This window comes from Bradyrhizobium sp. 25ACV (assembly GCF_054863005.1).
Genome location: NZ_JAVAYO010000008.1, coordinates 325,669 through 341,060, shown reverse-complemented (window position 1 = coordinate 341,060; position 15,392 = coordinate 325,669). Strand labels below are relative to the sequence as shown.

Genomic DNA, 15,392 nt, shown 5'->3' with positions numbered 1-15,392 from the left:
CCTCACGGCGTAAATTGCCGGTTCAGGCCGACCCTGAAGGTGTGAAGCTCGATGTCGCCGGCGGGCATGCTGCTCGCAGGGATAGACAAGGAGAGCTGGCGGCCAAGGTTGAGATACAGATACTCCGCCTTGAACGACCAGTGCGGCGCGAACGCCCATTCGCCGCCGCCGCCGACCGCATAGCCGATATTGTAGCCGCTTGCGGAGGCATGACCGTCCAGTGCGCCGGGAAAACCGGGAATCGGGAAATTATTGGTCAATCTGACATGAGAACTGTCGAGGCTTGCCTTGACGTGGGCCCAGGCGAGACCGCCCGTGGCATAGAGCAGCCAGTTGTTGCTGGCATAGCCGATACGCCCGCGCAGCGTACCGAGATAATCAATGTCCTGGGTCACCCTCACGGTGCCGGTGTAATTGTCGAAATCGCCGACCAGGAAAACGGGACGAAACGCATATGAGCCCGATGCCCGCCCGCCGATCCCGGCAGCGCTCACATCGGCTTCGACGCCGGCGACCAGATGCCCGCTCTGCCAGTTGTAGCCTGCCTGCAATCCGCCCAGCCAGCCGGACTGATCGACCCCCAGCGTGAACGGCGCCGATGCCGTCGACGTGAGATTGTTCACGCCGGGAAACAGCGCCGGCAGCGCACCGGGATCGACCCTCGCGGCGTTGCCATCGCCGGTGCCGTAGCCGGCGTGAACACCCGCATAGAAGCCCGTCCAGCTGAAGCCGACCGGCAGCGGCGCAGGCGGAGCCTTGAGCGCGATGTCGGCAGCCGTTGCATCAATGGCACAAGCCGCGCCAAGGCCAAGCGCCAGCAGAGCCGGCAGCAGATCGCGCACACGAGGTGTCATCCGGTCATCCCCTTCCAATCGGTCGATCACTCGCTGGCCACGATAGGCGGGAAGCGATCCGCGTTCGTGGCAGGGCGCGAACCGCCGAATGGACTGAGCTGAAACGCAGCGACAGCGGCTGCGCCTGTTGCGATCCGGGCACACCGGACTGCGGCACCTGGTCGCGGTCGCAGCGCGTCATCGCAAGTGGCTTATCACGCAATTTCCCGCTTTTGCCGTTGCGGAGCAGCAGCGTGACGATACAACCTGCCGTAATCGCCAACAGACCTGCCCTTCCCGATCGATGATCCAGCCTCAACTCTCCTTTGATGGCGACCCGAATGGCCCGGCCTATGAAAGATGGCGCGAGCAGTTTTGCCGTCAGGTGGCGAACGTCGATTTCGTGCCGGTCGGGGAAGGGCGAGTCCACCGGACCATTGCGCCGGCCATTCTTCCCCGCATCAGGCTCTCGGCCTCGTTCGGCTCGCCGATATCTTTCGTGTCGTTGGGGACGAACGACGAATTGGTGATTACCACGTCGCCCAATTCGGCATTGAGCGGGACCATGGGAAAACGCCCGCTGGAGATCGCGGCGGGGGACGTCACAATTGGCGATCCCTCGATCAAAGGCGCCTACATCACTCAGACCGGGAACGGCAATTTTCGGACCGCGCTGCTGCCGCGCAAGGCGCTGCTACGCGTTTGCCCGAATGCCGAGGACCTGATTGCGCGGTCGATCCCCGGCGCCAATCCGATCACGTCGATGTACCTGCGATATTACGATCTCGCGCATGCTTATGCCGACAAACTCGCCCCCGCGGAACTCGACGCGGTCTCGCAGCACTTGTTCGACCTCTCGGTGCTGATGATCGGAGCGCGCGGCGATGTCGCCGAGCAGGCTCGAATGCGCGGCCTGGCGGCAGCGCGTCTCGAAACCCTCAAGTCCGACATCCTGGCGCAGCTTGACAGCCCCGCGCTGTCGCTCACCGTCCTTTCAGCCGCGCACCGGGTCAGCCCGCGCACGATCCAGCTGCTGTTCGAGCAGGCCGGCATCACCTATAGCGGCTTCGTGCTGGAGCAGCGCCTGCTGCGTGCCGAACGTCTCCTTCGAAATCCGAGCCTGCGCACACGCAAGATCATCGAGATCGCGCATCTCGCCGGTTTCCACGACGTCTCCTACTTCCATCGCGCGTTTCGCCGCCGGTTCGGGCAGACGCCGGACGACGTCAGGAAGCTGGCCGGCGACGCCGGCTAGCGAACTTGATCACGACGCAGCCAAAAGCCGCCCGGCCTTACGCGCCAAAATTCTTCTGGATCGCCTTGTCGAGCGTCTCGCCGCCGACGAAGCGCTGGCGCAGCTCGCGCTTGAGCAGCTTGCCGCTCGGATTCTTCGGCAAGGCATCCACGAAGATGACGCGCTTGGGCACCTTGAAATGCGCCATCTGACCGGCGCAGTGCTTGATGACGGCGTCCTCGTCCAGCTTTTCACCGCTCTTGACCACGACGATGGCGGTGACCGCCTCGATCCAGCGCGGATCGGGCAGGCCGACGACGGCAACCTCGGAAACCGCCGGGATACGATACACCATCTCCTCGACCTCGCGGCTGGCGACATTCTCGCCGCCGGTCTTGATCATGTCCTTGACGCGGTCGACCACGGTGATGTGGCCCTCTTCGTCGACGGTGGCGAGATCGCCGGAGTGAAACCAGCCGCCGGTGAATGCTGCCGCAGTCTTCACGGGATCGTTGTAATAGCCGGACAATAGATGCGGCGAACGGTGCACGATCTCGCCGACCTCGCCGACCTCAACGTCTTCCATTGACGTGTTGACGACGCGCGTCTCGACATTGAGCACCGGCTTGCCTGCCGAGCCTGCCTTGCGCAGCTGGTCCTCCGGCCGCAGCACGGTCGCCAGCGGCGCGATCTCGGTCTGGCCGTAGAAATTCCAGAATTTTACGGCGGGCAGGCGGCGCTGAAGCTCGAGCAAAACTTCCACAGGCATGATCGAGGCGCCGTAATAGCCTTTTTGCAGGGACGACAGGTCGGACTTGTCAAAATTCGGCGAGCGCAGCATCGCGATCCAGATCGTTGGCGGCGCGAAGAAGGAGGTGATCTTGTGCGCCTGGATCAGCGCCAGGATGTTGTCGGCGGTCGGCTTGCCCGTGATCACCCCGGGGGCACCGAGATAGACTTGCGGCCCCAGGAAGACGTCGAGCTGAGCGCAGTGATAGAGCGGCAGCGCGTGCAGGAACTTGTCGTCCACGCTCATGCCGCCATCGATGATGCAGCTGACATACTGCCACATCACGGCTTCATGGGTCAGCATCGCGCCCTTGGGCAGGGATTCGGTGCCTGAGGTGTAGACGATCTGCGCGAGATCGCGGCTATCGACCGAGGCTTCCAGGAACGAGCCGTCGGAATGAAGCAGGTCGTCGAAGGTGGTGAGGCCCGCCGGCGCCGACGCGGGATCCTCGCCCGGCAGCCAGATCATTTTTTCGACCGCACAGTCTTTCGCGCTGGCGGCCTTCGCCGGCTCGACGAAATCGGGACCGGTCGCGAGCAATTTGGCCCCGGAGCTCTTCAGGATGAAATTGATCTCGTCCGGATTGAGCATGAAGTTGATCGGCACCAGAACCGCGCCAATCCGCGCCACCGCGAAGCGCAGCGCGGCGAACGCGTGCGAATTGCGCGACAGCACCGCGAGGCGGTCGCCCTTCTTCACGCCGAGCCCGAGCAGACCCCGGCCGAGCCGGTTGCAGATCGCGTCCATCTCGGCAAAGGTCCAGCTCACATTGCCGCAACTCACCGCGAGCTTGTTCGGTTCGCGCCCTGCCGAGCGGCGCAGGAGATCGCCGATGGAATGTTCGCGTGCCTTCGCGATGATGGCTGCGGTCTCGCTCATGTGTCCCTCCGGGTGATGTCTTTGTTTGTTGGATTTCTTGCTTGAAATCTTGCGTCTTCTCTTTTGCGCATGATCTTGCCGGAAAACCGCTTCACACTTTTCCGGATCATGCGGCGCTATCTTCGCCGGGCCGCCTGCGCGTGCTCCATGTACATGTGCTCGACCGAGCGATCGAGCGAGGCGATCTTCTCGAAGCCGCGGCGCCAGTCCTGTAAATGCCGGCGCGTCCAGAGCACGCCGGCCTCGCGATCGCGGCGGCGGATCGCGTCGATGAGATGGCGGTGCGCCGCGACGAGACGCGGGCCGCCCTCGGCGACACCCGTCACGATCATCTCGGTGGTCGGATAGAACAGCTGCGCCGCGGGCTCGCGCGCGAGCTGGAGCACGCGGTTCTGCGAAGCTTTTGCGACCAGCACGTGGAATTCGGCGTCACATTCGGCCAGCATCGCGGGACTGCCAACGGCGGCTTCGCTGCGGGCGAGATTGCCGGCGAGCTCGGCGAGGTTCTCCTCGCTCGCCCGTTCCACGGCGCCCTCGATGCTGGCTACCTCCAGCGTCATCGAGGCCTCATAGAGCTCGCGGAAGGTCACCTCATGCAGCACCAGCGCGCGGCTGAGACGGCTTGCGAGCTTGCTGTAGCGCGGCAGGCAGGCGTGCAAGCGGCGCGAGGAATCGCGCCGGATCAGCCCGCCCTCCTCCAGCACACGGATGCCCTCGCGAATGGTCGAGCGATTGACGCCGAACTGGCGGACCAGGTCATGCTCGGTGCCGATGGGATCGCCGGGCTTGATGCGGCCATTGACGATCTCGCGTTCGATGGCGTCGGCGACCTTCTGATAGGCCGGCGCGACATCGATCGGTCGGAACAGCGGCGCGATGGGCAAACCGGCCTCCAATGGCGATTGTCGGACAAAGTATAGGCGCCGACGACGGGTGCGTCAAACTACATCATTCATAACATCTGCGGAGGAAATTGACTCCGCCGGAACCCCGCTCTAGCTTTGTCGGACAAAGGGACAGAATAGTCCCGCTCAAGAGGAAACGTATCCATGAGACCCATCGCAGCACTCGTGTCTGCGGCCGGCTTGCTGTCGGCTGCCCTGATCACCCCTGCCTCGGCCCAGCAGGCGCCGCTTAAGATCGGCGTGCTCTCCGACTTCTCCTCCGTCTATTCCGACATCGGCGGCATGGGGAATGTCGAGGCGACCAAAATGGCAATCGAGGATTTCGGCGGCCAGATGTTCGGCAAGCCGATCGACATGGTCAGTGCCGACGTGCTCAACAAGCCCGACGTCGCCTCCACCATCGCGCGCAAATGGTGGGAGACCGAAGGCGTCGACATGATCATCGACCTGCCGACCTCGGCGACCGCGCTCGCGGTGATGGAGCTGTCGAAGCAGTACGAGAAGATCATGATCGTGACGGATGCGGCCAGCTCCGACATCACCGGAAAATCCTGCTCGCCCTACACCGCGCACTGGACCTACGACACCTATGCCAACGCGCACACCGTCGGCAGCGCCATCGTCAAGAACGGCGGCGACACCTGGTTCTTCCTCACCGCCGACTACGTGTTCGGCCACTCGGTCGAGCGCGATACCGGCGACGTCGTGAAGGCTGCGGGCGGCAAGGTGCTGGGCAGCGTCAAGCATCCGCTCAACACCGCCGATTTCTCCTCGTTCCTGCTCCAGGCCCAGGCTTCCAAGGCCAAGATCATCGGCCTCGCCAACGGCGGCGGCGACACCATCAACGCGATCAAGCAGGCCGGTGAGTTCGGCATCGTCGCCGGCGGACAGAACCTGGCGGCGATCGTGATGTTCATCTCCGACGTGCACAGCCTCGGCTTGAAGCTCGCGCAAGGCCTGATCATCACCGAGGCCTATTACTGGGATCTCAACGACAAGACCCGCGCCTTCGGCAAGCGCTTCCTCGAGCGCGTCAAGCGCATGCCGACCATGAACCAGGCCGCGACCTACAGCGCGACGCTGCATTACCTCAAGGCCGTGCAGGCGGCCGGCACCAGGGACACCAAGACGGTGATGGCCAAGATGCGCGAGCTGCCGGTAAAGGACGCCTTCACCGACAACGGCGTGCTGCGCGAGGACGGCCGCATGGTGCACAGCATGTACCTGTTCCAGGTGAAGAAGCCGGAGGAATCCAAGGGGCCGTGGGATTACTACAAGCTGCTCGCCGAGGTGCCCGCCGATCAGGCGTTTCGGCCCCTGAAGGATGGCGGCTGCCCGCTGGTGAAGTGAGGCTCGCCGCGCGCGCGCCAGACAACGCACAGCCTACAGCTTGTGCCCCTTCTTGCGCAGCGCCTCGATCAGGCGTTGCTTCAGTTCGTCGGCGGCCTTCTGGCTGACGTCCTGGCCGATCTGCGCACTCGCCTGCGCCAGCGCGTCCGACTTCTCCAAAAACTTCTTGCCGGCCGGCTGGGCATAGAACGCCTCGATCTGGCGCAGCTCGTCCACCGTGAAGCTTTGGGCATAGAACGCCGCGATCTGCTCGACCATGGACGCAACGAACGGAGCATAGATCTCGGAGCCGGGTGCCGTCACCGCATCGTAGTCGCGCTCGATCTCCGGCCTGTCCTGCGCAACCACGGGCCGAAGCTTGAGCAGGAGCTGCGGCAGCAATGCGCGGTACTGATCGGCGATCTTCAAGGTGACGACGAGCTTGCGTGCCGCGCTCATCGCCTCCGGCGACGGCGCCTGCGCCGATGCACCGCAAACGAGAAACAGGAGAGCGCCGGCGATCGTCAACAAACGTTTGGACATTGGGCTCTCCAGGACATGCGGACGATGCTTCAGCGGCTCGCGGGAGCCGCGCCGGCGGTCGCGGCCTGCGCGCTCTCGACCATCTCCGGCTCCTCGACCTCCGTCACCTTCACGAACAGGTTCGGCACGCGCTCGGCGCGGTTGAGCAGCCAGGCCGCGCCGACCATGATGACGATGCCGACGATGGAGACGGCGAACTGCTCCCAGACGCCCTTGGTGTATTGCGTCAGGATCCAGTGCGCCGAGAACGACAGGAACACACCGAGACAGAAGATCGGCAGCGAATGCTGGCCGCAGAGGATCACGGGGCGCAGCCAGACCCCATGCAGCGCCCGCCATTTGCGCGAGAGGAAGTGGGTGACCCAGATTGCCAATGCCAGGAAATGCGTGAAGCGCAGCATGTCGAGGTCGGTCTTGTCGATCGGGTAGATCGCCTTGATCATCCATTTCGGGATCAGCGCCTCGAGCGCGGGGACGTGCCAGGTCATCACGATCAGCAGCGCGAACACCAGCCAGGCCGCGGCCAGACCCATCGCCGCCCTCGACCACACCCATCTGGCGACCTTGTCGATCTGGCCGACGCCGCACCAGGCCGCGAACACGAACATCAACTGCCAGCAGAACGGATTGAAGTACCAGGTCGTGCCGGGCGGGTAGGAAGCGACGTTCCAGTTGAACCAGCGCGCCAGCACGTAGAGCACGACCGAGGCGGCGAGCGTCAGGTTCGGCCGGCGCACCAGGCACCAGACGATGAAGGGCGAAGCCACCACCAGCGCGATGTAGAGCGGCAGCACGTCGAGATTGACCGGCTTGTATTTCAGCACGATCGCCTGCCCGATCAGCTCGTCCGGATGCGCCAGGAAGTTGAACACGTTGAACTCGTGCTGGTACATCGGATTGTCGAAGCGACGCGCGGTGCGGGCGATCTGCGCCGTGAACAGCAGGAACAGCATGATGTGCGCGACATACAACTCGGCCGCACGCCGCCACAACCGCTTCGCCGCGGCGAGAAACCAGCCGCCGGCGACGATCGGCCCGTAGATCCAGCCGACCAGATAGCCGGAGATGAAGACGAAGAATTCGGCGGCGTCGCTGAAGCCGTAATTGCGCAGCGTCAGCCAGGCCACGACGTCGTGCGGGATGTGGTCGAGGAAGATCATCCACAGTCCGATGCCGCGGAAGAGATCGAGCCTGAGGTCGCGCTCGACCGGTGCCAACAAAGCTGACTGGTCTCGTGTGATCATGGCCCCGCCTCATCCGGTAGGCGTCGCGCCATCGCGGCGCCGGCAAAATGCGATGCTAAAAAATCGAGATCAAAAGTCACCTGGCCCTGCGGCTAGTCACCGACGGTAGCCCACCTTGGCGTCGGTGCAAGGGGCTTGTCACTGCGGTGAGCGGGGCTGCCTCTCGCAGCCGTCCGGAGGCGGCGCCCGACCAATTATGTCGAAAACAACCCCATGCACAGTAGCTAACCCATTGTGCTACCTACAAGATTCATTCGACATTTTGGGCCGACGGTGCGGTCCGCGGCGACAAGGTGCAGACCCGGCGGGACGCGACGTCAGATGAGCTCGCTGCCCTGGGCGAGCACCTCGGTCAGCATCGCCTCGGCCTTGCGCTGGAGCGGCCGCGCGCCGCTTTCGGAGGCGATCGCGATGGCCGCGCGCAGCGCGGTAAGGATGGTCGCCCTGCTCTCCGTACTGGCGGCGGGCGTCACAACGGCTTCGCCGAACAGGGCCTCGGCCTCGAGGCCCGAAAATCCCTGCTGGCGGGCGGTGTTGCGCGCCTCGCGCAGCATGTTCTGCGCCGCCCTGACATCGCCGAGGCGACAGGTCGCGAGCGCAAGGTAGATCGAGCTGCGCAGCACCGCCGAGGTATAGCCGACCGCCTTGGCCTCCTCGCGCGCCTCGGTCAGCATGCCGCGCGCCCGATCGAACAGCCCCTGCTCCAGATAGGCCATGCCGAGGTGGCAGGCGAGCACCGGCACGAACAGGCGGATGCCGTGCTTCTGCGCCAGCACAAACCCGTCTTCGAGAATGGCGGCGGCCGCCTCAGGGTCGCCCCGACCGAGCATCAGCCAGCCGCCGCTATAGGCGGCGGCGACGCGATCGTAGGGACGGCCGGTCTCCTCCGCGATCGCGGCGGCCTGTTGCTGGAGCTGCTCGGCGGTGTCGAGCTCACCCATGACGGTGTGGGTGATGCCGTTCATCATGCAGCAGAGGAGGAGCAAGGATCGCGGAGTCGTGCCGATCGGGGCACTCGATGCCGAGCCCACGAGACCGGCACGTGCCGCGGCCAGCATCTTCTCGGCGCTATGATAGCGACCGCAGAGGAAATAGGCCTGCCCAAGACCATATTGCGCGAGATTACGCCAGCCGGGATTGCCTGAGCTTTCCGCCAGGCGCACGACCTCTTCCCCGATCGCGACAGCTTCGACCGGCGTTCCGTAGAAGTTCTGCGCGCCCGCCCTCACGGTCATGGCCGCGATCTTGCGCCCGATGTCGTCGATTGCATCGGCGCGCCGTTCGGCTTCGCGTCCCAGATCCAGGGCTTCGGCGACGCGCCCCGATCCGGCAAAGGCCAAGCGCGCCTCCATCCGGAGATCGATGGCGTCCGCTTCTCGCGCTTGCGTCACCGGGGTCTTGTCGAGAGACCCCATTGCGATCTCGAAATAGTCGACCGCGTCGGCGTAGGCTGAGCGCACCAGACATTTTCGAGCGGCGCTTCTGCCATGGTGAAACGCCTTCTGCCAATCCTTCGCCCTCGTCGCGTGATAGCAGAGCGCGTCCGGCCCGTCGTTCGATGCCTCGTCGTCCTCGAGCGCTGCGAGGATGCTGGCATGGATGCTTTCGCGCACCTTTTCGACCATGGAATCGTAGGTCACTTGCCGGACCATCTCGTGCCGAAATTCGAGCGAGTCCTCCAACTCGCTATCGATCCTGACGAGCAGTTCGGCCCGGTCGAGCGCAGTGAGGCAATCCTGCAGCACGCCTTCCGGCAAGGCCGCGATCTTCCGAAGCAGGGCCTGGTTTGTCCGGGGACCAAACGCCGCGGCGATCTGCAGAAGCGATCGTTCCTGTCGTGACACGCGATCCAGCCGCGCCGCGATCACACCTTGAATGCTGGTGGGAATGCCTAGCTCTTCCACGGGACGCGCAAGAGACAGGTCGCCCCATTGACCGAGGAGCATGCCGCTATCCTTCAGACTGCGGCAGACTTCCTCGATGAACAGCGGAACGTTGGCGGTATGGGAGATGATCCGGTTTTTCAGATCCTCGTTGGTGGTGGCGGGGCCGAGCATTTCGGCGAGCATGGCCAAGCCCGAATCGTCGTCGAGGGGTCGCATGGCCACGATCTCTGCGTGACAGCGCGCAATCCACACCGGCATCCCGTTGGGCCGCGTGGTCAGCAGCACGAGCAAATCGGGACATTGCAGCGCGGAGAGAGTGGCCATGACCGTATCGCTGGCCCGATCGATCCAGTGCAGGTCCTCGATCAGAAGGATCGTGCGCTGACGACGGGCGATGCTCTCGACGATCGCGCAGCTAGCATCTGAAATCGCGCGCCCGCGCGCGTGCGGCTCCAGTTCGTCCCATTGCGGATCGGAGATCGGCAGGTCCAGGACCGCGTCGATGGCTCGCTGCTGCACGGCCGGCAACGTCCCTCTGGGATCATCCGCCCTGGCCTGATCCCTTGCGGCCAACTCGAAGATCGACAGCAACAATCGCTTGAGGGCGCTGTACGGCGCGCCCTGGAGATTCGGGCTGCACTCGGCATCGATCAGTCGCCAGCCGCTGGCGCGAAGGTCCTGCGCGAACTCGTGCGCAAGCCGCGACTTTCCGATGCCGGCGTCACCCATGAGCAGAACGGTCTGGCGGCTGGCGCTGACCCTTTCGGCCGCACGCCACAGCAAGGCCCGCTCGGTCGTGCGGTCGACAAATCGGGAAACACTGCGCGCACGCCGGACCCGCCAGCTCGAAAGATCGCTCGCGCCCATGACCCGGTACACAGGCATCGGCTCGCCGAAGCCGCGGAGCGTCTTGCGGCCCAGGAATTCGAATCGGACGTGTCCATCCGCGAGCTTCTGACAGGCCTCGGAGACGTAGACCTGGTTCGCCTCGGCCGCCGCTTCCAGCCGCGCGGCCAGATGCTGGGCGGCCCCGCCGATCTCATAGACCTTTGAAAATTCGCTGGCGACCATGTAGGCGACCACATGGCCCGAGTGGAGCCCGACCCGGACCTGAAGACCGGGATCGCCCAGGCTGCCAACACGCCGGACGAGCTCGATGGCCGCGTGGCAGGCGAGCGGCGCGTGGTTGTCGTCGGCGATCGGGGCACCGAACACCGCGGCCAACCCGTCTCCGAGCTCCTTGCTGACGATGCCACCGAACTGGCGCACCGCGCCTCTCATCGCCGCGAGAGCCGGCTCAAGGCGCGACACCGCGGCCTCCGGCTCCAGCTCGGCGATAAGTCCTGTGGAATCGACGACGTCGGCGCGCAAAATGGTCACGAACCGCCGTTCGCTGTCGGGCTCTACGCGCTCGCGGACCGCCGCTCCGCATTTGGAGCACCAGCTGTCGCCCGGACCGATTGCCGACTGACACGCGAAGCAATGCATTCCAGCGCCTTCAAACGACTGCCTCAGCAGTCTTCGCTACCCGCGCCCGCGAGACGTTCGGCTTACATTACCAATAGGGGACTGCATGGCAATTAGGCTTGCGGGATACGCGACCTTACCGGATGGTAGCTCGCTGGACGAAGTACAGTCGTGGGTGGTAGCGTGCCTGCACACAACAAATTGTGTGATCGGCCGCCGCATCGCGCGTATTTGCGGCCAGACGCTACGGTTTTTGACAAACAGACATATCGAGGAAAGAGGCGATGGCCGGACTGGTATATAGCGGCAAGGCATTTCGAGACTTGATGAACGCCAATTACTATCCGCTGGCGAACATGAAAAAGAGCGTCGCCAAGCTCAAGGCATCCGACGACATCGACCTGCCGACCCTGGAATACGGCCAGTACCATTTGATCTTGAACCCGCCGTCGAGGTGGCCGCAGGGCAGCGCCAAGTACTGGCACAAGGAGAAAGGCCGCGCCCGCGTCGACCTCAGCACCCAGCCAAACACGGTCCCGCTCTCCAAGGACGAGCCCGGCGTCATCCCGCTGACACGATGTGACCTGCTCGATGCCTGCGTGCGGAAATGCTTCAACTCCGAGCCGCCGATCCCGATGAAGACGAAGATCATCACCCACGCGGCAAGCGATGCCTATGCCCACCGACACGAGATCCGGCTGGAGTGGGAATACAAGAAGGGCTCGGACAAGCCGACGTTGCTGAATCTGACGATGGTCTGTCCGTATCGATCCTGATCTGCAGACGCACCCGACTTCGATCGTCGCCCGCGCACTTGAGGTGCGCGGGCGTTTTGTTTGCCAGGGCCGCGCCGACACCACCAAGGTCGTGTTGAGCATCGCGCCGGACGCGAGCGAGCCATCTTCGCAGGTTGCGGACGCGCAACTAGCTATCGCTCCCGAAGAACCGATTCAGCTCACGGGCCGTCTGCTGCGGAATATCCTCCGGAAAGAAGTGCCCACCATCGAGCGGCTTTCCTTGCACGTCATCGGCCCAGGTCCGCCATAGCCCCAAGGGGCCGCCCTCGCTCGCATACCAGGAATTCAACGGGCCGCGGCCGCTCCAGAGGATCAGGACAGGGCAATCAATCCGACGGCCGGAATTGCGATCCGCCAGATCGTGCTCATGATCGATCGTCGCCGCCGCGCGATATTCCTCGCAGATCGCGTGAACATGCGCCTCGTCGCGCAACGCCTCGACATAGGATGTCCGGACGGCCTGACTGAAACTGTCTGCTCGCGACCCCCAGCCATGGAGCGCATTGTCGATGACGGCATCGGGAGCTGCGGACACTAGCCGCTCAGGGAGAGGTTCAGGCTGCGCGAGCAACGACCAGGGCCAATAGCCGACCGCCAGTTTCTTGTCGGCGCGCTCCCAGGCATCGGCGATCGGAACGACGTCGAGGACGGCGAGCCGCTCCACTCGTTCGCCGTGGTCGAGCGCCATCCGATAAGCGACGCGGCCGCCACGATCATGGCCCGCAACCGAGAAACGGTCGAAGCCAAGCTCCGTCATGACGGACACCATGTCCTTTGCCATCGCCCGTTTCGAATATGGCGCGTGGTCCGGGCTGGAGGGCGGACAACCGCTGCGACCATATCCGCGAAGATCGGCGCAGACGACGGTGAAGTCTTGCGCGAGCAATGGCGCAACGTCTCGCCACATCAGATGCGTCTGGGGAAACCCGTGCAGCAGGAGAATCGCCGGTCCCGAACCGGCCCGACGGATGAAAATCCGTGCTTCCTCCGCCTGAACATCGGCGGCCTCGAAATCCTCGAACTTCATGGGACCAGTCCCTTCCGAACGACGGCGAATCAAGAAGCAAGTTCTATCCCGCAATCTCATATGACGCCCGGATGCAGGTTGGGTTCCGCCGCGATATCGTGTCGTTCGAGCTACGTTGCGATGGATTTGCGGCGCACTCACTTACGCGAAGGCTTTCCGAATAAGTGAGCGGAAGTGTCGGAACGAGGCGCCACCGGACGTCTTCAGAGATATCGGCCCCAACCAGAGGTCACGCCATGGATAGTTCCATTCTGAAGCCTGCTTCCGAGCTCGCTCGCACGAACAAAGCTCATTTTCCCAACGAAAGCGCCGACTACCGCCGCGCTCGGCAAAGCCTCCTGGCCGAGGAGATCGAGCTGCGTCGTCATATCGAGCGTGTCGCTGAACTGCGCCGGGCCCTGCCGCCCGGCGGCGAGGTGAAGAAGAACTACGCGTTCGAAGGCGAGAATGGCAAAGTGAATTTCGTCGATTTGTTCGGCGGCAAGCAGACGCTCGCGATCTACAGCTACATGTTCGGCCCGCAGCGGCAGACGCCGTGCCCGATGTGCACCTCATTCATGAGCACGTGGGAGCACAAATTGCCTGACATCGAGCAGCGTATTGCATTCGTCTTCATCGCGCGATCGCCGATCGCGCGATTGATCGAGGCAAAGAAAGCGCGTGGCTGGACACGACACAAGATCTTCTCTGACATCTCCGGCGACTACACGCGCGACTACGTCAGCGCCGAGGACGCCGACGTGCCCGGCTACAGCGTGTTCACGCAGCGCGACGGCACGATCCGGCATTTCTGGTCCGGCGAGATGGGTGCCGGGATGGCCGATCCCCAACAGGACCCACGTGGCGCGCCCGACATCGATCCGCTCTGGACCATCCTCGACACCACGCCGGACGGACGCGGCACCGACTGGTATCCAAAGCTCGCTTACTGAGCGCTTTCTGCTGTCATTGACCGCGCGTGCCGCGCAATCCGATCTGCAAAGGTCGCGTGGCAGACGATGCCCCCTATAAGGTCACAAAACCCAAAACAAAGATGGCCCGCGCCATGCGGGCCATTTTGGTCTCGGATCCAGTAAAATCCGAACTTGGTTGCGGGGATGCGCACCCACCGATACCGAGGCGGCCGCACGACTTTCGCGAACGCTCTCCGAATAATTGAGAGGAGGTGTCGGAACGAGGCGCCGCCGGCAACTGTGATTTGCGCCCTTCCTATCCTACTGGGTCGATTACGGAACCATGGGCGACTCGTAACATTTATCCGATTCAGCCTTATGGAGAGCAGAAATGTTCATCGTGATCGGAGCAAACGGCCGTGTCGGCTCAGCGGTGGCGTCGACGTTGCTGAGTGCAGGTCGGCCAGTCACGGCCGTGCTTCACAGCAGCGACAACGATGCCGATTGGTGCAAACGCGGCGCACAGACCGCGGTCGTCGATGTGCGCAACACCGAAGCCCTGCGTGCGGTGTTCAGGACGGGCACTCGCGCTTTCCTGCTAAACCCGAACGCCGATGTCTCGACCGACACCGATCGTGAGGAACATGCTACTGTTCGGAGCATCGTCGCGGCAGTCGACGGATCTGGTCTCGAGAAAGTCGTCGCGGCGTCTACTTATGGAGCCCAGCCGGGCGAGCGCTGCGGGGATCTCAATATCCTCTACGATTTCGAGCAGGCGCTTGCCGCGCGATCGACACCGGCGACCATGCAGCGAGGCGCCTACTACATGAGCAACTGGGACGAAATGCTCGGTGCCGCGAAGCGAGGCGTGTTGCCGACAATGATTCCGGGGGACATGAAGATCCCGATGGTCGCGCCTGCCGATCTCGGCAAAGCGGCCGCGCGCCATCTACTGGAGCGGCCCTGCGACCATGATGTACATTATGTCGAAGGACCCGAGCGCTATTCGCCGCAGGACGTAGCGGATGTCTTCGCCGCGGCGCTCGGCAATCCGGTGAAGGTCGAGGTCCTACCGCGCGATCAATGGATTGCGGCTTATCGAAAGCTGGGCTTCTCTGCCGCAGCGGCCGACTCTTATGCGCGAATGACCGCCGTCAGCGTCGATAGCGGCTTTGCGATGTCGGCGCCCTTCGAACGCGGGAGGACCACTCTCGAAGATTATATTGGCGCGCTTGTCGCCAAGTCGCGCGGCTCGCACGCTCTGACAGAGGGGCACGGCGCGGCTCGAGAGAATCGGCATTGAGGCTCTTCCCCCAAAAAAATGGCCCGCATCAAGCGGGCCATTTTCGTATCGGATCCGGTGAAATCCGAATTTGGTTGCGGGGATAGGATTTGAACCTATGACCTTCAGGTTATGAGCCTGACGAGCTACCGGGCTGCTCCACCCCGCGTTAAACACTTGCTTTGCCTTCAGTTGGATCCCGGGGACGGTCGGTTGAGGCCGGCGCTGTTCGCGTGGCTTTTCTCGTCCGTCCCAAAGGCTTCCTTGGAAGGCAACCCCGGGC

General features: G+C 63.6%; 13 protein-coding genes and 1 tRNA gene. 5 read left to right on the top strand and 9 right to left on the bottom strand.

Features of this window, described 5'->3' with window-relative positions; translation table 11 throughout:
* Nucleotides 1–2 precede the first annotated feature (2 nt).
* On the bottom strand, nucleotides 3–854 hold the full coding sequence (locus RAD04_RS21030; protein ID WP_461625272.1) for an outer membrane protein: 852 nt from the start codon (nucleotides 852–854) through the stop codon (nucleotides 3–5).
* A 360-nt stretch (nucleotides 855–1,214) separates the two neighbouring features.
* Entirely contained in the window at nucleotides 1,215–1,400 is a 186-nt protein-coding gene (locus RAD04_RS21025; protein WP_245324723.1) for a hypothetical protein, read from the bottom strand.
* On the opposite strand from RAD04_RS21025, the gene RAD04_RS21020 reads away from it, so the two are divergent.
* The gene (locus RAD04_RS21020) at nucleotides 1,399–2,088 is read left to right on the top strand and encodes an AraC family transcriptional regulator (protein WP_461615857.1); all 690 of its coding nucleotides are present in this window, start codon (nucleotides 1,399–1,401) and stop codon (nucleotides 2,086–2,088) included. The two genes, RAD04_RS21025 and RAD04_RS21020, sit on opposite strands and share 2 nt — an antisense overlap.
* Nucleotides 2,089–2,125: 37 nt before the next feature.
* Here the strand turns inward: RAD04_RS21020 and RAD04_RS21015 are convergent, their stop codons facing one another.
* Entirely contained in the window at nucleotides 2,126–3,736 is a 1,611-nt protein-coding gene (locus tag RAD04_RS21015; protein ID WP_461625271.1) for an acyl-CoA synthetase, read from the bottom strand.
* 116 nt (nucleotides 3,737–3,852) lie between these two features.
* Complete coding sequence (locus RAD04_RS21010; protein WP_461615859.1) at nucleotides 3,853–4,620, bottom strand: FadR/GntR family transcriptional regulator; 768 nt, start codon at nucleotides 4,618–4,620, stop codon at nucleotides 3,853–3,855.
* A 165-nt stretch (nucleotides 4,621–4,785) separates the two neighbouring features.
* Between RAD04_RS21010 and RAD04_RS21005 the strand changes: the two genes are divergently transcribed.
* Nucleotides 4,786–5,991 (top strand): ABC transporter substrate-binding protein, encoded by a 1,206-nt coding sequence (locus RAD04_RS21005; RefSeq protein WP_091955879.1) that lies wholly within the window; start codon nucleotides 4,786–4,788, stop codon nucleotides 5,989–5,991.
* A gap of 33 nt (nucleotides 5,992–6,024) precedes the next feature.
* On the opposite strand, the gene RAD04_RS21000 is transcribed toward RAD04_RS21005, so the two are convergent.
* The 3 genes from RAD04_RS21000 to RAD04_RS20990 all read right to left on the bottom strand — a co-directional run bounded on the left by RAD04_RS21000 (nucleotide 6,025) and on the right by RAD04_RS20990 (nucleotide 11,131).
* Entirely contained in the window at nucleotides 6,025–6,513 is a 489-nt protein-coding gene (locus RAD04_RS21000) for a DUF2059 domain-containing protein (protein ID WP_461625270.1), read from the bottom strand.
* A gap of 29 nt (nucleotides 6,514–6,542) precedes the next feature.
* Nucleotides 6,543–7,757 (bottom strand): OpgC domain-containing protein, encoded by a 1,215-nt coding sequence (locus tag RAD04_RS20995; protein WP_461625269.1) that lies wholly within the window; start codon nucleotides 7,755–7,757, stop codon nucleotides 6,543–6,545.
* Between the two features lie 317 nt (nucleotides 7,758–8,074).
* A complete protein-coding gene (locus tag RAD04_RS20990) occupies nucleotides 8,075–11,131 on the bottom strand; it encodes an ATP-binding protein (protein WP_461625268.1) in 3,057 nt (1,018 codons plus the stop codon).
* Nucleotides 11,132–11,394: 263 nt separating this feature from the next.
* Between RAD04_RS20990 and RAD04_RS20985 the strand changes: the two genes are divergently transcribed.
* Entirely contained in the window at nucleotides 11,395–11,886 is a 492-nt protein-coding gene (locus RAD04_RS20985) for a hypothetical protein (protein WP_152102338.1), read from the top strand.
* Between the two features lie 148 nt (nucleotides 11,887–12,034).
* Here RAD04_RS20985 and RAD04_RS20980 read toward each other — a convergent pair whose 3' ends face one another.
* Complete coding sequence (locus RAD04_RS20980; protein WP_461625267.1) at nucleotides 12,035–12,934, bottom strand: alpha/beta fold hydrolase; 900 nt, start codon at nucleotides 12,932–12,934, stop codon at nucleotides 12,035–12,037.
* Between the two features lie 236 nt (nucleotides 12,935–13,170).
* Between RAD04_RS20980 and RAD04_RS20975 the strand changes: the two genes are divergently transcribed.
* Nucleotides 13,171–13,866, top strand: coding sequence for a DUF899 family protein (locus RAD04_RS20975; RefSeq protein WP_461625266.1), 696 nt, complete (start codon nucleotides 13,171–13,173; stop codon nucleotides 13,864–13,866).
* Between the two features lie 352 nt (nucleotides 13,867–14,218).
* On the top strand, nucleotides 14,219–15,130 hold the full coding sequence (locus RAD04_RS20970) for an NmrA family NAD(P)-binding protein (RefSeq protein ID WP_461625265.1): 912 nt from the start codon (nucleotides 14,219–14,221) through the stop codon (nucleotides 15,128–15,130).
* Nucleotides 15,131–15,201: 71 nt separating this feature from the next.
* Here the strand turns inward: RAD04_RS20970 and RAD04_RS20965 are convergent.
* Nucleotides 15,202–15,278 (bottom strand) — tRNA-Met (locus tag RAD04_RS20965).
* Nucleotides 15,279–15,392: the final 114 nt, after the last annotated feature.